Consider the following 23,819-nt stretch of genomic DNA (forward strand, 5'->3'; position numbering starts at 1 on the left):
TCCGTCGCCGGTCGCCCGCCCTCCCCAGGAACGCCCGGCCGAGGTGGAGAAATGTCTCCACAGCCGCCACCCGTCGCCATTAAGCGTTTCACGCAACCCCATTCGCGAACGTCATGGCGACGTGCGCTCGAGGGCACCACGCCGTGCATTTTCTCCCCTCGCAGACCCGCTGATTTCCTATCGGCCACGGGTAACGGTTACAGACCGTCGCCAGGAGACGCCCACCTGCGTCCTCCAACCCCTCGGAGACACACGCGAATACATCCAACCCTGGTTGGCATCCCGGTTGCTCAGGGCAGACACGTCAAGTTGTAGGACTTGAACCCAGAGCACCTTTCAAGCGCCTCCGCCGCGGCAGGAGGCCCGATTTGGAGAATCCATCCATGCAGGCTTCGACCGAGCAGTCGTCCAATTCTGGCTCCCTCGCGATGTATCTCTCGGAGATCAACCGGTACTCGCTCCTGAAGGTGGAGGAGGAGCAGGAGCTGGCGCGCCGGTTCATCAAGGGTGACCTGGCCGCGGGCCACCGCCTGGTGACGAGCAACCTGCGCTTCGTGGTGAAGGTCTCCTACGAGTACCGCTCCTACGGCATCAAGATGTCGGACCTCATCCAGGAGGGGAATATCGGCCTGATGAAGGCGGTGCAGAAGTTCGACCCGGACAAGGGCATCCGCCTCATTTCGTACGCGGTGTGGTGGATCCGCGCGTACATCCAGAACTACATCCTGAAGAGCTGGTCCCTGGTGAAGCTTGGAACCACGCAGGCGCAGCGCAAGCTGTTCTTCAGTCTGGCGCGCACGCGCCGTGAGCTGGAGAAGCTGGGCAGCGGCGAGGCCGTGGTGAACGTGGATGAGATTGCCCGCAAGCTCCATGTGAAGCCCGGCGAAGTGCGGGAGATGGAGCAGCGCATGGGCGGCCGGGATTTGTCCCTGGACGCGCCCATGGGCGAGGACGGCGGCAACAGCCACGTGGACTTCGTGGTGAGCGCCGCGGCGCCCCAGGACGACGAGTTCGCGGACAAGGAGGAGGCGGGCCTCATCAACAACCGCGTCCGCACCGCCCTCATGCGCCTGGACCCTCGCGAGCGCTTCATCATCGAGCAGCGCGTGATGAACGAGCGCCCCATGACGCTCAAGGAGCTGGGTGAGCACTTCGGCTTCTCCCGCGAGCGCGCGCGCCAGCTGGAGATCCGCGCCAAGGACAAGCTCAAGTCGGAGCTGGCCGCCCTGATGGCGGAGGTGGATCCGGAGACGCTCGCCGCCCAGGGCTGAGGGCTGTTTTCGCGCCCCGGCGGAGACCCTGCTAGAACGGGCCCCCTGATTTCCTGTCAGGAGTGCCTGCTTGTCCCACGGTTCCCCGCCGGTCGTCGATGATCGCGTCCCTCTCGCGGAGGCGCATGGCTCCGCCCCGCACAAACCCTATGTGTCCCCCGAGCAGTCGCCCGCGGAGCTGACCCTCCGTGGCCTGGTGCTCGGGTCGGTGCTGGGCATCGTGTTCGCGGCGTCGTCCGTGTACCTGGCCATCAAGGTCGGCCTCACGGTGTCCGCGTCCATCCCGGTGGCGGTGCTCTCCATCGCCATCTTCCGGGCCCTGGGGCGCTCCAGCATCCTGGAGAACACCATCGTCCAGACGACGGGCTCCGCGGGTGAGTCGCTCGCGTTCGGCGTGGCGGCGGCGCTGCCCGCGCTGCTCATCCTGGGCTACGACATCAGCCTCACGCACGCGTTCCTCACCGCCGCGCTGGGCGGCGTGCTGGGCGTGCTGATGATGATTCCCCTGCGCCAGGGCCTCATCGTCCAGGAGCACGGCAAGCTCACCTACCCGGAGGGCACCGCCAGCGCGGACGTGCTGATCGTGGGCGAGCAGGGCGGCACCAACGCCCGCACGGTCATCGTGGGCTTCATCATCGGCGGCCTCTACAAGTTCGCCTACTCCGGGATGAAGCTCTTCAAGGAGGTCATCGGCGCGCCCATCAAGGCGCTCAAGTCCGCGACCATCGCCTCGGAGGTGTCCCCGGAGCTGCTGGGCGTGGGCTACATCATCGGGCCGCGCGTGGCGGGCATCACCTTCGCGGGCGGCGTGCTCAGCTACCTCATCCTCATCCCGATGATCTCCTTCTTCGGCAGCGGCACGGAGACGCCGCTGCTGGTGCAGAACGGGAAGCTCATCAAGGACATGTCGCCGGATGAGATTCACAAGGCTTACGTCCTCATCATTGGCGCTGGCGCGGTCGCGACGGGAGGGTTGATCAGCCTGCTGCGCTCGATGCCGACCATCATCGGGGCGTTCAAGCGCAGCGTGGCGACCCTCCGCGCCTCCCGCACCCAGGGCATGCTGCCCGCGATGCCTCGCACCGAGCAGGATCTGCCCATCGCCGTGGTGCTGGTGGGCAGCGCGCTCCTCATCCTCACCATCTGGCTGGCGCCGCCCCTGCACGTCAACTTCATCTCCGCCATCCTCATCGTCATCTTCGGCTTCTTCTTCGTGACGGTGAGCGCTCGCATCACGGGTGAGATCGGCTCCTCCTCCAATCCCATCTCCGGCATGGTGGTGGCGACCCTCATCATCACCTGCCTCGTGTACCTGCTGTTCGGCTGGACCTCGTCGCCGGACCGCTTCATGGCGCTCACCACGGCGGCCATCGTGGGCATCGCCGCGTCCAACGGCGGAACCACCGCGCAGGACTTGAAGACGGCGTTCCTCGTGGGCGGCACGCCCAGGAAGCAGCAGATCGCCTTGTTCGTCGGTGTGCTCACGAGCGCCATGTTCATCGGGCTGGTGCTGGTGGTGCTCAACCGGGGTGCGACCGTCATCGTCCCGGAGCCACACCCGAACGTGCAGGTCTCCGAGCTCACGGAGACGACCCACACCCAGCACACCTATCGCTGGAACGTGTCCGAGCAGGCCCTCGCCGAGAAGGGGATGAAGCCCGCGGAGGTCAAGCGAGCCCTGTGGGCAGAGCGCCTGGAGTCGCAAGCCCAGAACGGCAGCCAGGAGCTGCGCAGCTGGCAGTCCCGCTCCGCACAGGACGTCGCGGGGCTCACGCTGACCCTGGCGAGCGGCCAGTCCCTGAAGCTCTCCGAGGCGGGCGCCATCACCGAAGGCCCGGAGCACGTCTACAAGGAAGGCCTGGTGCACGGAGCCAACACGCCAGTGCCTGCGGGGCGCTACCTCGTGGACTCGGACGGGGCCATCCAGTACCTCGTCGACCCCGGCATTGGTGGCCGCATCGTCGAGCATGAAGGCCAGAAGCTCACCCGCTATTCCGCTCCCAAGGCGCAGCTCTTCGCGCTGATCATCGACGGCATCCTCACCCGGCAGCTGCCCTGGGACCTGGTTCTCCTCGGCGTCTTCATCTCCCTGATGTTGGAGCTGTGCGGCGTGTCCTCACTGCCCTTCGCGGTGGGCGTGTACCTGCCCATCAGCAGCAGCGCGCCCATCTTCGTGGGCGGCATCGTCCGCTTCCTCGTGGACAAGCTGCGCGGCGGCAGCGCGGCGGAGGCCGAGTTCTCCCCCGGCACGCTGATGTCCTCCGGCTACATCGCGGGCGGTTCCATCGCGGGCGTGCTCATCGCGATCCTCGAAATCGCCAGCGACGGGGCCTGGACGCGCGCCATCAACCTGCCCGCCCTCTTCGGGCATGAAGGCGCGGTGGGCTCCTTCCTCAACGCCGTGGGCGAGAGCGAGCTGGCGCACCCGACGTGGTCCAACGTCTGGGGCCTGGCGTTCTTCGCCGTCCTCACCGCCGTGCTGTTCCGCTCGGCCCTCAAGGGCAAGAGCGGCGCGGAAGCCCCGCCACCGTCGCACTGACGGCTTGAATCACCCTCCCCGCTTCGTCATCGCGGGGAGGTTTCCGTCACAGCCCGGGCACCGACGGCGGCACCTCCGTGTCGCCGCCGGCAACGTCCGCCGACCCCTTCGCGCAGACGTACTCCGCTCGCAGCGGCGTCACGATGCCGAAGGTGAAGGCGTAGACGAACGGGCTCCACCACGGCCAGTACACGTCCACCCGGGACAGGCCATGCCGGCACTCCGCCGCGGCCACGTTGGACGTCGTCAGCCCCTCCACCAGGCTCACACCCGTCTGGGCCTCCGGTGCGCCATCCCGCGGCGCCGGACTGCGCACGCTCATGCGGAAGCACCCCGTGAGGGACGCCAGGACCAGGGCGGACGCGGCCAGTCGCTTCATGGACGGGACTCCGGACGGCAAAGGGGCCCCTTGCGTAACACACCGGGGCTTCACCGCCAGTCCACCCCATGTTGCCCAGGTGTCACGCCAACCCCCTGGATTCTGGGCAGTTCCCGAATTGGGACCGGAACCTGGACGGGAGTACACTCAAGCTCCCCCCACCGGGGCCTTCCGCCCCCTCCGGATTCTTCAGGTTTCATGGCACAGCCCCAGAAAGTCACGGACGCGACCGCGGAACCGGAGCAGTCACCGGAGGTCCGCGAGAAGGTGGAACTGGCGAAGACGTTCGCGTTCCACCTGCTCAAGGGCATCAAGCAGATTGGCATGTACCGCCACAACGAGGCGCGCTTCCCGGAGTTCCTCTCCAAGGCGCTGGAGTCCATCTCCTCGTACACGGAGAAGTTCGGGCCGCTCTCGCTGAAGGTCGAGCAGCAGAACTTCATGCTGCACGGCGAGCCGCTCTTCTCCGAGGAGTCGCCGCTCCCCTACAAGTTCTTCCGCGACGGCATCCGCCAGCTCATCTTCCGCCCGGGGCTGCCCCTGGAGGAGCTGGTCACCCTCACGCTCATCGCGCTGTCGGAGCCGGAGCGCGGCGCGGACGACGTGCTCGCGCAGCTGTGGCGCGCGGGCATGCAGCAGGTGGAGTACGTGGTGGTGGAAGGCTTCTCCATGGAGGGAGCCAACGAGGACGAGGTCCAGGTGGAGGTGGACAAGGTGGTGGGCTACCTCTACTCCCGCCTCCAGACGAACTCGGATGACTTCCTGCGCTTCGCGCGCGTGTCCGCGGAGGACCTGGACGCGAAGCTGGACGGCGTGGAGCAGATCCGCGGCCTCGTCGTGGGCGGCCGGCACGCCACGGACGACCTGAAGGCCCGCATCCAGCGCGAAATCACGGAAGAAGAGAACGCGCGCCTCTTCCCCAAGCTGGTGGGCGCGGTGTTCCAGGTGGTGGAAGGCGGCGTGGATGACGCGGCGCTGCTGGAGGAGATCTTCCTGCAGTTGCTGGACATGCTGCTGCTCCAGGACGACTTCGCCACGGTGAACCAGATCGTCCTCAAGCTGCGCGCGCTCTCCCAGCGCGAAGGGGGCGAGGACCTGGGGCGGCTGCTCACCAACTTCCTCCACAAGATGGGCGAGGAGCAGCGCCTCACGCGGATGGGCGAGTCGCTGAAGACGACGCGCACGCGGCAGCCGCAGGATGTGACGCGCTACCTGCAGGCGCTGGGCGTGGACTCGGTGCTGCCGCTGCTCAGCGTGCTGGAGACCATCGAGCTGCCGGAGAACCGCTTGCTGCTGGGTGACGTGCTGGCCACGTTCGCGCGCGACCTGCCGGAGCCCTTCGTCGCGCGCCTGTTGTCGGACCGGCCGCAGACGGTGCGCGACATGGTCTACATCCTGGAGAAGAGCAACCACCCGGAGCGGGTGAAGATGTTCGGCCAGGTGATGAAGAGCCCCAACCTGGTGGTGAAGCTGGAGGTCATGCAGATCATCGGACGGGGCCGCACGGCGGAGGCCCGGCGCATCATCCTGGATGCGCTCACCGACGGCGTCTCGCAGGTGCGCATGCTGGCCGCGAAGCTGTTGCCGGAGTTCGACCGCGAGCGGGCCTTCACGGACCTGGTGCGGCAGGTGCGCGACCCGGGCTGGGACAAGAAGACGTCCGACGAGAAGGCCGCCTTCTATGGAGCCATCGGGGCCACCAACCTGCCCGCCGCGCTGTCCATGATGCAGCAGTTGCTGACGGTGAAGCCTTCGCTGCTCAACAAGCGGCGGGTGATGGAGGACAAGCTGCTGGCCATCACCGGCCTGGGCGGCGCGGGCTCCATCCAGTCCTACAAGATGTTGCAGGGCGTGGTGGAGGACAAGGCGCAGCCCTTGGAGGTCCTCACCGCGGCCCGCAAGGCGATGTACCAGACGCGCAAGGCCCTGTTCGGGGACTCGGCGCTGCCGGAAGAGGCGAGCTGACACCATGGCCGACAATCTGAAGATCAATCAGACCCAGGACGAAAACCTGGGCGAGTACGGTCGAGAGCACAACGAGAAGCTCCAGAACCTGTCGCGCTCCATGCTCGCCGGCCTCTACATGCTGGTGCGCTCGGTGAAGATGTATGACCCGGAGAACGCGGTCTTCGAAAAGCCGCTCCACCAGCTCCAGGACATCATCAACCAGATCATCGGCAAGGAAGGCCGGCTGGAGCTGACGGGCGTCAAGGACTCCTACTACCTGAACGGCATGCTGGTGAAGGTGGACCTGAACTCCATCGAGAACCAGCGCTACCTGCTGTCGGAGATGCGCGCCAAGGACGTGGGCGGCATCACGCTGACCAAGCCCGTCACGGTGCAGGAGCTGAAGAACTTCGTCTGGATCTTCAGCAAGGAGCAGTCCACCACCGCGGAGGAGGACGGCCTTCAGGGGCGCAAGCTCCTCAACATGCGCGTGGCGAAGTTCTCCAAGCTGAAGGAGAAGATGAACAAGGACATGGACACGCCGGGCGACCAGAAGGTCGACCGCAAGAAGTACGCGATGACCGTGTACGCGCGTGCCGTGTTCTTCCTGCAGAAGTACCTGGAGTCCGTGCGCGCGGGGAAGCCCATCGGCTCGTCGCGGGCGCTGCGCCTGGTGCAGGACTTCGTGGACATCTCCTACGATCAGCGCACCCACTTCCTGGGCATGACGACGCAGAAGCGCGAGGAGGACTACCTCGTCTACCACCAGGTGAACGTGGCGCTGATGTGCATCGTGTTCGGCGCGGAGCTGGGGCTCACCAAGCCGCAGCTGCGCGACCTGGGCTACATCGCGCTCTTCCACGACGCGGGCATGACGACGCTGCCGGAGGAGCTGTCCACCAAGCGCGGCGCGCTCACCGCGGACGAGAAGACGACGGTGGCCCGCGCGCCGCTCATCAGCGTGCGCAACATCCTGATGGAGAAGGGCTTCAGCCGCTCCACGCTCCTGCGCGTGGTGACGACGTTCGAGCACAAGACGGACTACGGCACCGCGGTGCGGGACGCTCGCGGCAACATCCAGATGATCATCCCCAAGACGAACCTGGGGGTGTACGCGAAGATCATCGCCATCTGCGACGCGTACGACGCGCTCACCTCCCGCAGGCCCTACCGGGACGCGTACGGCCCGGAGGTGGCGCTGATGCTGATGTGGACGGAGATGCGCCAGAAGTTCGACCCGGAGCTGCTGTCCGTCTTCATGCGGGTGATGGCCATCCAGCCCATCAAGGTCCTCTCCCGCCGCCAGCAGCAGATCAGCGTTTCCGGCCTGTAGCCTTCGCCGCCGCCTTCTTCGGAGCGGGCTTCGCCTTCGTGGGAGGCCCCGGTGGAGTGCTCGCCTCGCGCAGGCGCGTGAGCGCCTTCGTGAAGTCCTCCGGGAGGGGGGCTTCCAGGTCCAGCGCCTTGTGGGTGCGCGGGTGTTCGAAGGCCAGGCGCCACGCGTGCAGCGCCTGGCGGCCCAGCAGCTCCTGTGCTTCCGCCACCGCGCCCTTCGCCTTGCGGCCGGCGCCGTAGAGTGCGTCGCACAAGAGCGGGTGTCCGGCCTCCGCCAGGTGGACGCGGATCTGGTGCGTGCGGCCGGTGAGCAGGTCCACCTCCACCAGCGCGGCGCCGTCGAAGACCTCGCGCACGCGGAACAGGGTGATGGCGGGCTTGCCCTCCTTCACCTTGCCGGTGAACTTCTGCCGGTGGATGGGGTGGCGGCCGTAGAGCGTCTCGATGCGCCCCTCCGCGGGCGGCGCGCCGTGCACCAGGGCCAGGTACGTCTTCTGGACCTCGCGCGTCTTGAAGGCCTTCTGGAGCGCCACCAGGGCCTGCTCGTGCTTGGCGACGACGAGGCAGCCGGTGGTGTCCTTGTCCAGCCGGTGGACGATGCCGGGGCGCAGCTCGCCGCCCACGCCGGCCAGGTCCTTCACGCGGTGCAGGAGCGCGTTGACGAGCGTGCCGGACGCGTGGCCCGCGCCCGGGTGCACCACCATGCCGGCGGCCTTGTCCACGACGACGAGGTCGCGGTCCTCGTGCAGCACGGACACGGGCAGGGCCTCCGCCTGCGGGATGGCGGCGACGGGCGCGGGGACGTGGAGGACCAGCACCTCGCCTCCGCGCAGACGCTGCGCGGCCTTGGCGGGCTTGCCGTCGGACAGCACGTGGCCGTCCGCGATGAGGCCCTGGAGGCGGGAGCGGGTGAGGTCCGGGAACGCGCGGGCCATGTACGCATCCAGCCGCTCGCCCCGGGCTTCGGGGAGGGCGCGGTGCTCGCGCGTGTCGGGTGAGGCCACGGCGGGACGCGCTACCAGATCTTCGACTTCACGTGCGCCTTGGAGCGCAGCACGATGTCGTTGATGGCGCGCTCGAAGAAGTTCGCCTGGGTGCTGATCTCCGCGCTCACGCGGCTCTTGTAGAGCGCGCGCCCCTCTTCAAGTTCCTCCTTGAGGACCTCGAAAAGGTTGTCCTGCTCGATGCCCTTGATGATCTTCTGCTCGTTGTAGAGCGAAATATCTGAGGCGATCGCGCGGGCGAGTCGCATCGCCTTGACCTTTTCCTCTTCCGTCATCGTGCCACTACTTAGGCACCCACCCCGTGCGAGTCAACTTTTCCCGTCGCACGGGAGGGGGCTCGGCCGACTCCCGGTCAACGGCCCGCCTTGGCGGGTTTCTCGGAGAACAGCGCGAGGTAGCTCTTGGACACACGCAGGGGGTCCAGGCCCAGCTCGCGGGCGAGGTTCATGAGGATGCCGCGCAGGTACACGGTGGTGGGGAGCGCGGTGTAGCGGTCCGCCTCCACGTTCTCCAGGTGACGCACGGAGATGCGGGTGCGGTCGGCCAGCTGCTGGATGGTGAGGCCGCGGGCCTCGCGGACGCGGCGGAGCAGCTCGCCGTTGAACTCGGCGTCCGAGGGGATGTCCACGCCCCGGGGACGGGCGTCGCGGACCTTGGCGGCCACCTGGGCCAGCGCGGACTCGGCGGTCGCGATGGCGGAGTCCTGCGCCAGGACCTGGGCTTCTCCGAGCTTGCGGACCGTGGGGCCCTTCACGGTGCCCGGCCCCGTGGGGCCGTTCTGCTGCGGACGCGAGTCGATGGGGCGCGACGTCAGGGGCCGAACGGCGGCGCGGGAGGCCCCGGTGGCCGGGATCCGGGCCAGCGCGGTGGTACTGGAGTCCAGGGCCGGAGCGCCCGGGGCGGGGTTCGGATCCGACTCGCCCTGGGTGGTCGTCACGGCCGCCGCGTCCGCGACGGGCTCGGGGCTGGCTGCCACGGATCCGGCCTCCGGGGCCTGGGACGCGGCGACAGGCGTGGCGCTGGCTTCCGGAGTGGGCGTCGCGGCCACCGCACCGGTGTCCGTCGCGGGCTGGGGAGCCGGAGCCTCTGTTGCCATGGAGGCAACAGGGACTTCGAGCGCGTCCACGCGATCCGGCACGGCCTCCGCGGCAGGAGCAGCGGCGGGCTCCTCCGCCACCGGGGGCTCGACAGCGGAGCTCGCGGGCACGGAAGCGGATCCGGCCGGAGGCACGGCTTCCGCTGGGGATGCGACTGCTGAGGCAGTGCTCTCGACGGGGCTGGGTGCCTCGGCCTTGGGTTCGGAAGCAGCCGGCGCGTTCTCGGCGCCGGAGGACTTCGCGTCCACGGCGGGGGCCGGCGCTTCGGTGGGTCCCCTGCCCTGCCCGCGCAGCGGACTCGCGGGGACGTAGACAAACGACAGGCTCCGGGTGAACGAGGCACGGAAGGCCTCCACCACCGCCACGCCTCCCACTGTCACCGGCTCGGAGGGCACGCCTGGAGCGTCCATCCCCGAGGACTCCTGCCGCTTCGACTCCTCACCCCGCATCCGCTCCTCGCTCTTTCCAGGCGGCCCGCTCGCGCGAGGCGCCTCCCCTTCATTGTCGTTCACGGAAGCCGCGGCCTTCAGTCGCGACTCCGCCTCCAGCCTTTCGGCATCCACCGCACCCGCGGCCTTCGCTAGCGCCGCCGCGGCGGTGGCCAGAGCCTCCGCGACACGCGCGGCCGAGTCCACCGCGCCCGCGGCCTCCGCCGTCGCGGCGGCCTTCGCGAGCCGCTCCGTGGACAGCCCGATGGAGCGGTCATACTCGACGCGCAGGTCCGCGTCGGTGAGCATCTCCATCGCTTCGTTCATCCGCTCACGCAGGGCTTCCACCTGATCCGGATCCCCCAGCGCGTACACCGCGATGGAATCCGGCGAATACAGCTCCATCAGGCGCTGGTGGGCCGCGCGGATCTCCGCGTCGGTCGCCGTGGGCGGCACCTCCAGGAGCTCGTAGTAGGTCTGCTGCGCGAAGGGCTTCATGGGATGGCGGACTCGGGGGAAAGGCCGTCGAGCGTCAGGATGCGAGCGGCGATGCGCTGGAGTCCCTGGGACACGGGCGAGTCGGGGCGCTCGAGGAGCACCGGCTTGCGCTTGCGCACCGCGCGCCACGCTTCATCGTCGTGGCGCAGGGCGCCCAGGTCATCCATGTCGATGCCGAAGAACTTCTTCCACGCGGACACCATCGCGGAGCCGACCTTCTCATCCGCGTCCGTGCGCGCCTGGTTCACGACGAGCCGCACGTGGAACGCCGCCAGCTCGCGCTCCAGCCGCTCCGCGTCCGAGGGGGCCTTGCGCCGCACCTGCGCGACGATGTCGTGCAGCGTCCGCAGGCCGCCCTCGCGGGTGGACAGCGCGCCTTCGACCATGTCCTGGATGCCGTAGCGCGCCTCCGTCTGCTGGAGCTTACGGAAGAAGGCCGCCTTGACGAAGCGGTACGCGTTCTCCACGGACGTGGGCTCCGGCAGCACGACGAGCAGGCCGTGGTCCGCGATGAGGAAGAAGTCGAGCGTGTTGAAGCTGGTGCCCGCGCCCAGGTCGAGGATGAGGTAGTCCGCCGTCGTCTGCGACAGCAGCGTGCGCAGGAGCTTCTGCTTCTGCGCGTACTTGAGGTTCGCCGCGTCCAACGAGTCCTGCGCGCCGGCGATCAGCGACAGCCCGGGCACGCCAGTGGAGACCATCACCTCTTCGAGGCTCGCCTTCCCGCGCCGCAGGAAGTCCGACAGCGTGGACTCCGGAGGGCCCACGCCCAGGCAGGTGTGCAGGTTGGCGCCGCCCAGGTCCGCGTCCACGAGCAGCACCTTCTGGCCTGCCTGCGCGAGCGCGACGCCCAGGTTGGCGGACACCATCGACTTGCCGATGCCGCCCTTGCCGCCGCCCACCGCGATGATCCGCCGCGCGCGGGAGCGCCGCGCGAGGCCCGCGGGTCCCGAGGGCGACTCGTCATTGTCTGCACGCGGCGAGGTGCCAGCCAGGGAGGCGGGAGCGGATGGAGGCAGGGGGGCGGGCTTCACGAAGGCTCGCATCAAAGCCCGTCCTACCGCCCGAGTCGACACCCCGCCATTTCACGGCCGGCCCCTGTAGCGCCCGGAGCCCGCGCCCCGGAGCCCGGAGGCTCGGGGAGCAGGCGGCCGGGGAGCCGTTCGCTGTCACTCGTCAAGCAGCTCGACGTTCCAGTACGACACGTCCGCGAGGTGCAGGAACGGCAGCCACTCACGGTAGGTGATCTTGCGGATGGCGCCCCGGAACAGGGGGGTCCAGCGCGGTCGCACGGGCTTCTTGAGCAGCCGCATCCCGGCCTGTTCCGGAGTGCGTCCGCCCTTCTTCAGGTTGCAGGGCACGCAGGAGCACACGACGTTCTCCCACGTCGTCTTGCCGCCCTGGGTGCGAGGGCTGACGTGGTCCAGGTTGAGATCGCTGCGGGGCAGCTGCTTCGCGCAGTACTGGCAGGTGTCGTTGTCGCGCGCGTAGATGTTGAGGCGCGAGAAGCGCACCTTGGCGCGCGGCAGGTGGTCATACGCGCCGAGCACGAGGACGCGCGGCACGCGGATGGTGCGGTCGATGGTGGTGATGCTGTCCTGGGTGGCGCTGAGGGCGGCCCAGTCCTCGAACTCATACAGGCGGTACTGCTCGTCGATGGCTTTGGCGACGCCCTGATACAGCAGGGAAAAGGCCCGTTTGACCGACGTCACGTGAACCGGTTGGTAGTACCGGTTTAAAACGAGCACGGCGCTGTTGATCATGGCTGGCTTCCCGAACGGGCGGCCGCCACAGCCTGCGCGACCTGCCCCAGGTCCTCCTCTGAGAGACACCGGACGTCGAGAACCACCTCGTCATCCGCAATCCTGCCAATAACCGGCACCTCGGCTTCGCGCAGACGTTCCAGGAATACTTTCGGCGCTTCTACGGTGAGGCTGCAAGCGAAGGAAGGCAACCGGGCCAGAGGCATGGCACCTCCACCTACCTGTCCATCCACGGACACGACACGGCCCTCCACGCCGTTCGCGGCGAGCAAGGCCGCCAGGCGTTCGGCACGGGACTGCAACGGAGCCGGTTGCTGGGTGAGCAGGCTTTGGGTGGGAACCGCGTCCGCGCGGCCATCCCGGTACAGCTCCAGCGTCGCCTCCAGGGCCGCGACCGTCATCTTGTCGACACGCAGCGCACGTGTGAGCGGGTGGGATTTGATGCGCTGAAGCAGGTCCGAGCGGCCAACGATGACGCCTGCCTGGGGACCTCCGAGGAGCTTGTCGCCGGAGAACGCGACGACGTCCGCGCCATCCCGGATGGCCTGTCCCACGGTGGGCTCCGGGGTGAGGCCCGGGCCAGAGAGGGGCACGAGCGCGCCGGAGCCCAGGTCCTGGAACACGGGCACGTCACGGGAGCGTCCCAGTTCGGTGAGCTCCGCGAGGGACGCCTCTTCCGTGAAGCCGACGAGGGCGAAGTTGGAGCGGTGGACCTTTACGATGAGGCCGGTGTCTGGACTCAGTGCGTTGGTGTAGTCCGCGCGGCGGGTGCGGTTGGTGGTGCCCACTTCGACGAGCTTCGCGCCGGACTGGCGCATGACGTCCGGGATGCGGAAGCCCCCGCCGATTTCCACGAGCTCGCCGCGGGACACGACGCATTCGCGGCCGGAGGCGAGCGCGGCGAGGACGAGCAGCACGGCCCCCGCGCAGTTGTTGACGACGATGGCGTCCTCCGCGCCGGTGAGCGTGCGCAAGAGGCCGATGAGCGGGGCGTAGCGGCTGCCCCGTTCGCCTTCGTCCAGGTCGTATTCGAGGTTGGAGTAGCCCCGAGCCACGGCGACGACGCGCTCCACGGCTTCGGGCGCGAGCGGTGCACGGCCGAGGTTCGTATGGAGCACGACGCCGGTGGCGTTGATCACGCGCCGAAGGTTCGGAGTGGCCAGGGACACGAGCGCCGCCTCCACATCCTCGTCCTCGAAGGGGCGCAGGTCCCCGGCGAGGAGCCGGGCGCGTACGCGTTCGACAGCGAGCCGCAGCGCGGCGACCGCGCGCGCATGGGGAAGGTTCGCGAGCCGGGACTCCAGCGACGGCCGTCGCAGGAGTTGTTCGATGGACGGAAGGCCGCGCAGCAATGCGTTCTTGCCATCCGGGGAGTTCGACGCAGCGCCCATGCCCCGGGACTCTACTACCCGGACTTGCGACGAGAAGAGCCGTCACTCAACCGTCGCAGGAGCGCAATCCCAGACATTGAAGCGTCACCAGCCTCCGTACGGCACGGTGATGGCCTCCATGTAGTGGCCGTTGGGGTCCTGGAAGTAGACCCCGCGGCCTCCGTCATGGGTGTTGATCTGGTTCTCGTGCTGGCCGCGCGGGTCGGCCCAGTGCTGGATCTTCCGGTCGCGGATCTTCGCGATCAGCGAATCGAAGACCTCCTCCGTCACCAGGAACGCGTAGTGCTGTCCGTGGATCGCGTCCTGGGTCGTGACGTAGTCGAGCGACGCCCCATCCGTCAGCTTCACCACCTGGAAGTGCCCGAACGGCGTGGGCTCCGGAAGCCCGAGCAACTCCGCGAGGAATTGCGCGGACGCGACCTTGTCCTTCGCGGCGATGATCGTGTGGTTGAATTTGACAGACATGGAGGCCCCCTGGGAAAGGAGCCTCCTATAACGCGCGCCCCTGCTGGAGTGCCAGCGGCCACAGCTTCGCCAGTTCAGCGCGCAGCACCGTGGCGCTCGCGTAACGCTCCTCGGGTTGCTTCCGCATCAGCTTGAGGACGACCTGCTCGAACGCTTCCGGCAGCTCTGGACGCCGCTTCCTCGGAGGCACGGGCGTCTCCTGCACATGCATCAGCATCAGCGGAATGGGCTGCGCATGCCGGAACGGGAGCTGCCCGGTGAGCAGTTCATACGCCACCACCCCCAGCGCATACAGGTCCGTGGCTGGCGACACCTCCATGCCCTTCACCTGCTCCGGCGCCATGTACTCCGGCGTCCCCAGCGTCGCGCCCTGCGCCGTGTTCCCCATCACGTGCTCGCTCTTGGCGAGCCCGAAATCCATCAGCTTCAGCACGCCCGTGCGCGTGATGAACAGGTTCCCGGGCTTCACGTCCCGGTGCAGTACCCCGCGCGCATGCGCATGCTCCAGCGCGACCGTCGCGTGCGTCAGCCACCGCAAGGCATTGGCCAGCCTGGGGCGCCCCTCCTGCATCACCTGCCGCAAGTCCTGCCCCTCCAGCAGCTCCACCGTCAGGTAATGCCTCTCCCCGTCCGAGCCCGCGTCGAACACATGCAGGATGTTCACGTGCTCCAGCGCCCGGGCGTGCTCCACCTCCTGGCGGAAGCGCGTCACCATCGCCTCGTCGGCGTACGGCACGGCCAGCACCTTGAGCGCCACGCGCTGCTGCTTCTTCACATCCAGCGCCTGGTACACCGCCGACGTGCCGCCCACGCCCAGCCACTTCTCCACCCGGTAGCGCCCCGCCACCACCTGCCCGGGGACGAGCCCCTGGTGCACGGGCGCGGGAGGCCGGGGCGTCACCGCGCCCTGGAGCAATGTCCCCCCCGGTGACACGGGCGTCCGCACCTGCGGCAGCGTCGGCTCGGACCCGTCCTCGGCCACGGCGTTGCCCGGCCGCGCGTTCAGCGCCTCCGGGCCCAGGTAGGTCAATCCTCCGCTGTCACGGTCCTTGGAATGCACCCTTCCCTCCCCTCTCACGACTCCAGCAGTGAGACGGGGGCCGGCGCACCCGCGCCTTCGAGGTCCAGGTGCGGCGTGGGCAGGTTGTACTCCGCGGCAGCGAGCGTGGCCTCCACCATGATGGGGCCCGAAATCTCCGAGGGCTCGCCCTGGCAGAGCACCTCCACCACGTGCTCCAGCGTCCACTTGCCCATGCGGCCCACCTCCAGCCGCTGGCCGTTGAACTTCGCCGTGTCCGACAGCTGTTCGCTCGCGGTGAGCTTCGCCTCCACCGAATCGCCCAGGTAGCCGCGCGCCAGGTTCAGCACCCGGTCGATCACCGCGTTCCAGGCCTGCAGGTGCGTGCGGTCCTGCGCCTCGTCGATGATGTCCAGGCCCACCTGGAGGCGCTCCATGCGCTCCAGGAACTGCTGCACCAGCTTGCCCCGGATGATGCGGCCGTGCTGCGGGGCGATTATCTCCACCGCGGGCGTGAGCTTCCGGATGGCCGCCACCGCGCGCACCAGCGCCGAGTTCACCGGCATGTAGATCTGGTGGAACGCCCGGATGCCATTCCAGTCGGACTCGTCCGCCCACAGGCCCTGCGCCTTGCTGTCCGTGAGGCCTCCGAAGAGGTCCCCCGTGAAGAGCACCCGCGTCTGCGGGTCGTAGAGCATCACCGCGCCCCGGAAGTGGCAGAACGGCGACGGCACCGGCAACAGCTTGTGCCCCGTGGGCACGCTCAGCCCCTGCGAGAACTTCTCCGTCGGGATGAAGCGGTTTCGCGGCAGGTTGAAGTGGACGATGAGCCGCCAGGTGTCCTCGGAGCACAGGATGCTCGCGCGCGGCGAGTAGCGCGCCGAGATGATGCTCGCGGACGAACCCACGTCCGGATCCTGGTGGTTGATGAAGAGCGCCGACAGCCGGTCCATCCCCCCAATCAGCGACACCACCTTCGTGTGGATGGTGGAGAAGTCGCTGCTCGACCCGGGGTCGATGAGGAGGTTGAACTCGGCGGGTTTCGCCGTCCGTGGGTCCGTGCCCCGAAAGCGGCGCACGAACGGGTTCGCGAAGAAGATGCCGCCGGGCTCGCGCTTCCCGACCCAGAAGGTCTCGGGGGCGATCTCCACGGCGGTGCGGTTGAGGTCTATTTGTTGGGGACTGGGGGCGCTGGGCTGGCTCATGGCGTGTTTCCTTCACGCAAACGAGGGGGGGTGGGACTGCTCCTCAATCCTACCAGTCCCACTCCGGTCACGGGATTATTCCAGTGCGCCTGCATGTGTGGGCATGAGCGCCGCTTCTCGCTCTGCCCCCACCCGGCAATCAGGACCAATTCAGTACTCGCCTGACTCCTTGCCCGGCCGGTCGTCGAAGAGCTGCACCCAGCGTCCGTCAAATCCGCCGTTCTGTGGCAGGTACCACCCACCCTGCAGCCAGAAGCCCTGCTCTCGCCCGTCGGTGTCGTCCGTCACTCCCGAGTGCACGAAGTAATCGTGTTGCCACCAGTATGAGTTCACCGACGCCGGGTAGCCGCTGGCGCTCATGCGCGTCTGCCCCCGCGAGTCCGCCACCGTGCCCGCCCACGACTTGTCGTGGAACTCGCTGGACCCGCCGCCGCCCGTGTCCGACGCCTTGTCGTTCAGCTCGAACGTGCCGAAGAACCACTTCTTCGACGGGTAGCCCTCGCGGTCGTCCTGCCCCTCCACGTCGCGCGTCTTGGAGAAGAAGCGCTGCAGCCCCACGCTCACCTCCGCCTGCCCCGCCTCGTTCACCACCGGGCTCTCCAGGTAGAAGAACTGCGGCGCGTCCGGCAGCCAGTGCGTCGCATAGCCCCCGTGCTCCCAGTGGGTGGGGAGGATGTCCGCCAGGTCCTGCAGCTCGTACGTGACGCGCTTCACCGCGGGCCAATTGGCCGAAGACCCATTGTCATAGCGGCTGGCCTGCGCGTCCGCCGTCGAGTACCGCACTGGCTGTGCGTTGAACGCCGCCACCGCCGCCCCGTCGTCCTCCGGCACGAAGACGAAGTGCAGCTTCTTGCGCCCGTCGTCGTTGTTCACGTCCGCCTCCGCCTTCCCCCCGGACGCCATCCGGCCCGCGAAGAACGAGTACGGATCCGTCACGAAGCGCAGCTCCTGCCCGTGCGGCGCCAACAGCTTGTCGGACCACTCCGCCTGCCAGATGAGCAGGTGACTGCCCGTGCCCGTCTGCATGAACTGGAGGTCCCCGCTGCCCGCCCGGCGCACCACGTTGCGCTTGTGCTGCGTCACCACCGCGTACGCCACGGACTCGCCGCTGCCCGGGTTGCCCACCACGTTCTTCACTTGCAGCTCGACGCGCTCCCAGTCATGCAGCTGCCAGTTGCCCGCCGCGTTCTTATCCAGCGCGTGATACAGGTGATACACGAGGGTGAGGTTCTTCCCCCCGTCCATGTACTCAATCAGTGACGTGTAGAGCGTTGGCCGGATGCGCCACTTGTCGAACGCGCTGGGGCCCGCGCGCGACGCGTCCACGTACTGGTTGATCTGCTTCCAGTGCAGCTTGTTGTTGGAGAAGTCCCCGTCCTGGTCGAAGTCGAAGTTCGTCAGCCAGTCGTAGCCGTGCTTGTTGTCGTTCGCGTTCGCGCGCTTGAAGATGACCGGCGCGTAGTAGCGAAGGAATGCCTGCCGCTGCGCGTTCGTCAGCGACCAGGCCTGCGCCTCGGCTTCAGCCGGAAGACACAGGCCCACCAGCGTGAACACCGCCACTGCGAGGGGAGCGATTCTCGTTCGGAGGGGGAGCATGGCGGCCGACGAAATCACGGCCCGCCCTTCCCCCTCCACAACGAAAGCGCGAATTCAGGCTTCAGCCAGGATTACACACTAACGCGATGCACTAGGCATCACCGGCACCTTCGGCGCGCGGCCGTAGAGCAGCTGGTAGGTGTTGTAGGAGCGCAGCACGCGCTTGATGTAGCCGCGCGTCTCCGCGATGGGGATCTCCTCCACCCACGCATCCAGCGCCAGGTCCGGCTTGGCCGAGCGCCAGCGGTTCACCGCGCCGGAGCCCGCGTTGTAGCTGCCCACCGCGTAGGGCGTGTGGCCCTTGAACTGTTTGATGAGGCCGCCCAGGTAGTGCGCGCCGAAGCGGATGTTCAGCTCCGGCTGGAGCAGCGAGTCCACGGTGAAGTGCTTCACCTTGAGCTCGCGCGCCACGCCCTTCGCCGTGGAGGGCATCAGCTGCGTGAGGCCCAGCGCGCCGGCCCAGGACAGGGCCTTGGGGTCCAGCGCGCTCTCCTCGCGCATCAGCGCCTGGAGCAGGTCCGGCTCCACGCCCGCGGGCGCGGTGTGCTTCTCGATCATTTCGCGGAACGCGTTGGGATAGGCCACCTCCCACACCGGACGGGTCTGCGGGGTGATGCGCCCGCTCAGGTCCTTGCGCAGCGCGAGCCGCGCGATGGCGTGCGCAGACCGCGCGTCGCCGGACTGCGACAGCACCATCACCAGCAGCCGCATGGACTCCGGCGGCTGGTTGGCGCGGTTCACCAGCATCAGCTCCGACGGCACGGAGTCCGCGAAGCCCAGCCGCAAGAGCTCCACGCCCGCGCGGAAGTGGGGGTCATCCCCCATGGGGCCCGCGAACATCGGCCAGGGGCTGGCGGCCTCCGGCACTTCGAAGATGGACGCGGACACGGCCTCCAGCCGCTTGGGGTCCAGCTCGCCCAGCTTCGAGCGCGCCATCAGGCCGTAGTACGTGGCCGGGTGCTCCACCGCGAGCTTCTCCATCAGCTCCGCGGCGCCCTGGATGTTGCCGCGCTCCTCCAGCGTGCGCGCCCGCCAGTAGCGCGCGCGCTCCACGTCGTAGGACTCGTCCGCGTTGGCGAACTGCGCCTCGATGCGGTCCAGGAAGGAGAAGCCTCCGTCCTCCACCTTCGACGTGCGCGCCACCCAGAAGGCCTTGAAGAGCGCCTCGCCCAGGAAGTCGCCCTTGGGGTACAGCCGCGCCACTTCATCCAGGCGCGCCATGGCCTCCTTGGGGCGGTTCGTCTTCACGTACAGGTCGGCCGCGTAGAAGAGCGCGTCGTCCGCGAACGAGTGGTCCGGGAACTCCTTCGCCAGCCGCTCGTAGGTGTCCGGGCCGCGCTGCTGATCCACGATGGAGCGCGACGAGCCCAGCACGTACATCGCGCGGGGCAACAGGTCCCGGTCCTTGCACTGCTCCACCACCGGCGTGAGGATCTGGATGGCGGCGGTGTGCTGGCGCTCCTTGCGCTGCCCCTTGCCGAACGCGAAGTGCGCGCGGCACGCGAGCGCGTCCGGCAGCTTCATCGTCTTGAGCATCGGCTCCAGGATGGCCATGCCCTGCTTGTTGCGGTGCGCTTCGATGAGCGCCTCCGCGCGGCCCACCTTGGCGTCCACGGGCGGCGTCTGCCCCTTGAGGCGCTTCTCCACCTGCTTGACGATGGGCGACAGGGGCTGGGCTGCCCACAGCTTCCACAGCGCGGCCTTCTCCGCGGCCTTGTCCTTCTTCTCCACCGCCAGGTCCGCCGTGGCGATGAGCGCCTCCGCGCCCACGTTGCGGCCCCAGCCCGTCATCATGCGCTGGGTGAGCGGCGTCAGCGCCTCCATGGCGCCGTCGTAGTCCTTCTTCTTGCGCAGCACGCGCGCCAGGCCCAGGCGCGCGTCCACGTACATGCGCGAGCCCTCCGGCACCTGCTTGAAGCTGGCCGCCGCGTCATCCAGCCGGCCCTGGGACTCCAGCGCCACGCCCGCGTGCGTGAGGCAGCGGTCCTTCAGCGCGGGGTAGTCGTTGGCGAGCGCCGCCATCTCCGTCGCCGCCGCCTTGTCGTCCCCGGAGCGCACCGCGGACAGCGCGCGCAGGTAGCGCACCGGCGGGCTGTCCCCTTCACCCTCCAGCAGCGCGCGCGCCTTGGGGTACTGGCCCTTGTCGAACGCGTCCTTCGCGTCCCTCTTCTTGCCGTCCGCGAAGTACGGCGTCAGGTCCTCCAGCCCGTAGCGGCGCCCGCGGTGCACCACCGGCGTGGGCGGCACGAGCCCCGGGAAGGCCGGGTTGAACACCTGCACGTAGCCCACCGGCAACGGCGCCTTGTCCGCGTCCGGCGGCGGCGTCAGCTGCGCCTCCGACGGCGCGTTGTCCGTGCGCGTCGTGGGGGCCTGATCCGTGTCGTCGGAGGGAGCCGGGGCCGTGGCGGCCGGAGCCACCGGGGCGGTGCTGGGGACCGCGGGGGCGGGAGCCTGCGCGGACAACAGCGCCGCGGAGGCGAGGAGGGCGAGATGCTGGAGGGACACTTTCATTCGCGGGGGCCTCGGGGACCCTGGGAGATGCGCTCGGGCACGCCCGAGGACAACTGGGGGTGGTTGGAAAATTTCCAGCCCCTGACAGAGGTTAGACTGTCCGCCTGCACATGGATATCCGCACCCAAAGCGCACTGCTCGCTTCCATCATCGGTCTGGCGCTGGGCGTGTCCATGTTGTTGCGCCCCGGACGGCCCCGGGTCCTCACGCTCTACTCCGTCTTCACCCTGACGGTCGCCGGGTACTACCTCAGCCTCTTCTTCCACAGCATCTTCCCCTCCCACGACTACCCCTGGGTGTCCCGCATCGCGCTCGGGGCGACGGTGCTCGTCGTCTCCCTGGTGCCCGGGGCGGCGGTCGCCTTCTTCCTTGAGTTCCTGGGGGTCAGCAAGGGAGCGCATCAGGTCGGCCGGCGGCTCGCCCTCCTGTCCGGCGTGCTGGGTCTGACCGTCGCTGTTACACCCTTGGCGGACAAACCATGGGCCCGTCTGGCGCTGGGGGCCTGGGTGTTGGGCACGTTGTTCACTTCCGTGTCCTTGCTGGTGCACCGGGTGCGCACGACGGAGTCGCGCATCGAGCAGTTCCGGCTGGCGTACCTGGCCATTGGCGCGGGCGCGGCGGTGCTGTTCAACGGGTTGGACTTCCTGTCGCGCAACGACATCCCGTTCCCCACGCTGGGCCCGGTCTTCGCGACGCTCTACCTGTTCTTCCTCGCGCAGACGCTGCTGCGGCTGCGGCTGATGGACCTGCACGAGCTCTTGGGGAAGATCGCCTCGCAGACGGTGCTGGCCATCATCCTGGCCTCGGTGTTCACGGTGCTGACGGCGTGGGTGGACGAGAACACGTCGCTCTTCGTCTTCAACACGGTGGTGGCCGCGTTCGTCATCCTCATCCTGTTGGATCCGCTGCGCACCAAGGTGGAGGAGATGGTGGTGCGCATCTTCTTCCGCGAGCGCTTCGCGCTGTTGGGCACGCTGAGCACCCTGCGCGTGCGCATGGCGTCCGTCATCGAAATCTCCGAACTGGCGAACGTGGTGCTGGACGCGCTGCACGAGACGGGGCGTGTGACGCACGCGTCGGTGTACCTGATGGCGGAGGACCGGCCGGGCTACCGGCTCCTGGACTCGCGAGGCCCGCTGCCGGTGGCGCTGCTGGACACGGCGGCCGCGCGCGGCGTGCTCTTCGCGGTGGCCAGCGGGCAGAAGGCGGTGCTGCTGGAGAACATCGAGCGGCGCATCTCCGTGATGCGGGTGCAGGCGGTGGAGGGCAAGCGCTTCCGCGACGAACTGAAGCGGCTCAACGACACGCGCGCCGCGCTGCTCCAGATGAAGGCCGGCATCAGCGTGCCGCTGATGGGAAACGACCGCGTCATCGGCTTCCTGAACCTGTGGGACGAACGGGTGCCGGAGGCGTACGCGTCGGATGAAATCGCGCTCATCCTGGAGGTCTCCGAGCGGATGGCGACGGTGCTGGAGAACTCCAAGCTGTACGAGAAGATCCGCGAGCGGGACCGCCTGGCGGCGCTGGGTGAGATGGCGGCGGGCCTGGCGCACGAAATCCGCAACCCGCTGGGCGCCATCAAGGGCGCGGCGCAGTGCCTGGATCCGCGGAAGCTGCCGGGCGAGGACGGCGAGTTCCTGGACGTCATCGTGGAGGAGGTCAACCGGCTCAACGGCGTGGTGACGGCGTTCCTGGATTACTCCCGCCCGCTGAAGCAGAACTTCGGGCCCACCGACCTCAACGAGGTGGTGACGCGCACGATGCGGCTCATCCAGAACGACATGCCGCCCACGGCGGAGCTGGCGGTGGAACTGGACCTGCGCCTGCCGCGCGCTGAAGGAGACGCGGAGCAGCTCAAGCAGGTGCTGATCAACCTGGTGCAGAACGCGGTGCAGGCGCTGGGGCCTCAGCCGGGCCGCATCACGGTGCGCACGGAGAAGCCGGAGCGCTTCGGCGACCTGCGCAGCGCGGGCGGCGAGTTCGTGGAGGTGCGCGTCTCCGACAACGGCCCGGGCATCCCGGCGGATCAACAGCCGCACATCTTCGTGCCCTTCTTCACGACGAAGCAGAAGGGCACGGGCCTGGGGCTCGCCATCTGCCAGCGCATCGTGAAGAACCACGGCGGCAGCATCAGCGTGCAGAGCAAGGTGAGCGAAGGCACCGCGTTCATCATCCGCCTGCCGGCGCTCCCGTCCGAGCCGGTGGAGGGCGCGCTGCCGGACGGCACGCCCGTACCGCCCACGCGCCCCTCCCAGCCCGCCCTCCCCGTCCCGGAGGAGCTGCGCGAACCCGCGCCGGCCCCGAAGACGCCCGAGCCCAAGCCGAAGAAGGAGAAGCGCCGCCGCGCGGGGTGAGTCGCGCGGCATCCCGTTTCCGGGGAAGACCCGGTAGGCTGTGGGCGCCATGCAGGCGTGCCCCTTCTGCCAGACGACGATGCGCAACACCTACGCCCGGGGGCTGGTGCGCGACGAGTGCGGCGCCTGCGGGGCCGCCTGGTTCGAGGAGGAGATGCTGGCGCGCGTCGTCGGCGGGCCCACGCTGACGGCCGTCTTCGAGCAGGCGAAGGGCAAGCCCGGGCAGTGCAAGGGCTGTGAGGCCTCGCTCCAGTACGTCCCGGGCTGTCCGTCCTGCGGGCGTCAGGCGCCCACCTGCCCCACGTGCGGCAGCGCGCCGCTGCCCGCGGTGGAGCTGCGGGACGTGACGGTGGACGTCTGCACGAAGTGCCGGGGCGTGGCCCTGGACGCGGAGGAGCTGGCCCGGCTCCAGAAGGCCGCGGAGCCGGAAGCCCGCCATGAGCCACAGCCAGTCGCCGCCGACTTCGAGCACGAGTACGACCCCAAGCGAAGCCTGAGCCTGTTGCCCAAGGTGCGCGTGGGTGACGAGCCGGCCTGCGTGACGTGTGGCCGGCGGATGGACGTGCGCTACGGGTTCGTCTGGGAGGAGCGGCTGTACTGCGGAAGCTGCGCGCCGGAAGGCTCCGCGCCGTACACGGATGAGCTGACCAAGGCCCAGCCCAGCGAGACCTACGGCCGCCGCGCCCGGCACCTGAACAACAGCGCCGCGGAGTCCGCGGTCGTGTGGTTCCTGTCGAAGATCTTCAAGTAGCCACATCGCGAAAGACACCGTGGATCAACAACCTGGAATCTCATTGGCGGTTCGCGTCGCGCCCCATCAGCGCCCGATGAAGGAGCGCGTGCCCGCGATACAACTGGGGCCCAATCGCTATCGGATCACGTCCTCCCCAGGGCTAGTACTACTTGATCAGATGCGTGACGGCCCTCGAGGAGGAGCGCGAGCGCCGAGTCTGCGGAGGCACATTGGACAATGGCCGAGGCGGCGCAGCAGTAGATGCTGAAGCCGTCGGCGCACCTGGGGCAG

The 23,819-nt window shown here is 68.5% G+C and carries 18 protein-coding genes; 6 read left to right on the top strand and 12 right to left on the bottom strand.

Annotated features, from left to right (window positions below):
* The first annotated feature begins 383 nt into the window (after positions 1 to 383).
* Together D7X30_RS39605 and D7X30_RS39610 are read left to right on the top strand one after the other, a co-directional pair.
* Complete coding sequence (locus tag D7X30_RS39605; protein ID WP_120568170.1) at positions 384 to 1,271, top strand: RNA polymerase factor sigma-32; 888 nt, start codon at positions 384 to 386, stop codon at positions 1,269 to 1,271.
* Positions 1,272 to 1,341: 70 nt separating this feature from the next.
* Entirely contained in the window at positions 1,342 to 3,810 is a 2,469-nt protein-coding gene (locus D7X30_RS39610; protein WP_120568171.1) for an OPT family oligopeptide transporter, read from the top strand.
* A 46-nt stretch (positions 3,811 to 3,856) separates the two neighbouring features.
* Here D7X30_RS39610 and D7X30_RS39615 read toward each other — a convergent pair whose 3' ends face one another.
* Positions 3,857 to 4,189: a hypothetical protein gene (locus D7X30_RS39615; RefSeq protein WP_120568172.1), complete on the bottom strand. Its 333-nt coding sequence runs from the start codon at positions 4,187 to 4,189 to the stop codon at positions 3,857 to 3,859.
* A gap of 198 nt (positions 4,190 to 4,387) precedes the next feature.
* Here D7X30_RS39615 and D7X30_RS39620 point away from each other — a divergent pair, with 198 nt between their 5' ends.
* Together D7X30_RS39620 and D7X30_RS39625 are read left to right on the top strand one after the other, a co-directional pair.
* Positions 4,388 to 6,154, top strand: coding sequence for a HEAT repeat domain-containing protein (locus D7X30_RS39620; protein WP_120568173.1), 1,767 nt, complete (start codon positions 4,388 to 4,390; stop codon positions 6,152 to 6,154).
* Positions 6,155 to 6,158: 4 nt separating this feature from the next.
* On the top strand, positions 6,159 to 7,469 hold the full coding sequence (locus D7X30_RS39625) for an HD-GYP domain-containing protein (RefSeq protein ID WP_120568174.1): 1,311 nt from the start codon (positions 6,159 to 6,161) through the stop codon (positions 7,467 to 7,469).
* Here the strand turns inward: D7X30_RS39625 and D7X30_RS39630 are convergent.
* From D7X30_RS39630 to D7X30_RS39680, 11 genes are all read right to left on the bottom strand, one after another.
* Positions 7,450 to 8,472 (bottom strand): RluA family pseudouridine synthase, encoded by a 1,023-nt coding sequence (locus D7X30_RS39630; RefSeq protein ID WP_120568175.1) that lies wholly within the window; start codon positions 8,470 to 8,472, stop codon positions 7,450 to 7,452. The genes D7X30_RS39625 and D7X30_RS39630 overlap by 20 nt on opposite strands.
* Before the next feature lie 11 nt (positions 8,473 to 8,483).
* Positions 8,484 to 8,747: a hypothetical protein gene (locus tag D7X30_RS39635; RefSeq protein WP_120526362.1), complete on the bottom strand. Its 264-nt coding sequence runs from the start codon at positions 8,745 to 8,747 to the stop codon at positions 8,484 to 8,486.
* Between the two features lie 77 nt (positions 8,748 to 8,824).
* Complete coding sequence (locus D7X30_RS39640) at positions 8,825 to 10,495, bottom strand: helix-turn-helix domain-containing protein (RefSeq protein ID WP_120568176.1); 1,671 nt, start codon at positions 10,493 to 10,495, stop codon at positions 8,825 to 8,827.
* Positions 10,492 to 11,538, bottom strand: coding sequence for a P-loop NTPase (locus D7X30_RS39645; RefSeq protein ID WP_233592088.1), 1,047 nt, complete (start codon positions 11,536 to 11,538; stop codon positions 10,492 to 10,494). The genes D7X30_RS39640 and D7X30_RS39645 overlap by 4 nt, the downstream gene beginning before the upstream one ends.
* Positions 11,539 to 11,661: 123 nt before the next feature.
* Positions 11,662 to 12,255, bottom strand: coding sequence for an HNH endonuclease (locus tag D7X30_RS39650; RefSeq protein WP_120568177.1), 594 nt, complete (start codon positions 12,253 to 12,255; stop codon positions 11,662 to 11,664).
* Positions 12,252 to 13,646: an L-seryl-tRNA(Sec) selenium transferase gene (gene selA, locus D7X30_RS39655; RefSeq protein ID WP_120568178.1), complete on the bottom strand. Its 1,395-nt coding sequence runs from the start codon at positions 13,644 to 13,646 to the stop codon at positions 12,252 to 12,254. The genes D7X30_RS39650 and selA overlap by 4 nt, the downstream gene beginning before the upstream one ends.
* A gap of 84 nt (positions 13,647 to 13,730) precedes the next feature.
* Positions 13,731 to 14,111 carry a VOC family protein gene (locus D7X30_RS39660; RefSeq protein WP_120568179.1) on the bottom strand — a complete coding sequence of 127 codons (381 nt, stop codon included), beginning with the start codon at positions 14,109 to 14,111 and terminating at the stop codon, positions 13,731 to 13,733.
* Positions 14,112 to 14,136: 25 nt separating this feature from the next.
* Positions 14,137 to 15,171 (bottom strand): serine/threonine-protein kinase, encoded by a 1,035-nt coding sequence (locus D7X30_RS39665; protein ID WP_120568180.1) that lies wholly within the window; start codon positions 15,169 to 15,171, stop codon positions 14,137 to 14,139.
* A gap of 14 nt (positions 15,172 to 15,185) precedes the next feature.
* Complete coding sequence (locus D7X30_RS39670) at positions 15,186 to 16,334, bottom strand: hypothetical protein (RefSeq protein ID WP_120568181.1); 1,149 nt, start codon at positions 16,332 to 16,334, stop codon at positions 15,186 to 15,188.
* Positions 16,335 to 16,484: 150 nt separating this feature from the next.
* Positions 16,485 to 17,930 (bottom strand): hypothetical protein, encoded by a 1,446-nt coding sequence (locus D7X30_RS39675; RefSeq protein ID WP_120568182.1) that lies wholly within the window; start codon positions 17,928 to 17,930, stop codon positions 16,485 to 16,487.
* Between the two features lie 78 nt (positions 17,931 to 18,008).
* The gene (locus tag D7X30_RS39680; protein ID WP_120568183.1) at positions 18,009 to 20,441 is read right to left on the bottom strand and encodes a transglycosylase SLT domain-containing protein; all 2,433 of its coding nucleotides are present in this window, start codon (positions 20,439 to 20,441) and stop codon (positions 18,009 to 18,011) included.
* 110 nt (positions 20,442 to 20,551) lie between these two features.
* On the opposite strand from D7X30_RS39680, the gene D7X30_RS39685 reads away from it, so the two are divergent.
* A complete protein-coding gene (locus tag D7X30_RS39685; RefSeq protein WP_120568184.1) occupies positions 20,552 to 22,795 on the top strand; it encodes an ATP-binding protein in 2,244 nt (747 codons plus the stop codon).
* A gap of 49 nt (positions 22,796 to 22,844) precedes the next feature.
* The gene (locus D7X30_RS39690) at positions 22,845 to 23,546 is read left to right on the top strand and encodes a zf-TFIIB domain-containing protein (RefSeq protein WP_147443427.1); all 702 of its coding nucleotides are present in this window, start codon (positions 22,845 to 22,847) and stop codon (positions 23,544 to 23,546) included.
* The last annotated feature ends 273 nt before the right edge of the window (positions 23,547 to 23,819 follow it).

Source organism: Corallococcus sp. AB011P (genome assembly GCF_003611605.1).
GTDB lineage: Bacteria > Myxococcota > Myxococcia > Myxococcales > Myxococcaceae > Corallococcus > Corallococcus coralloides.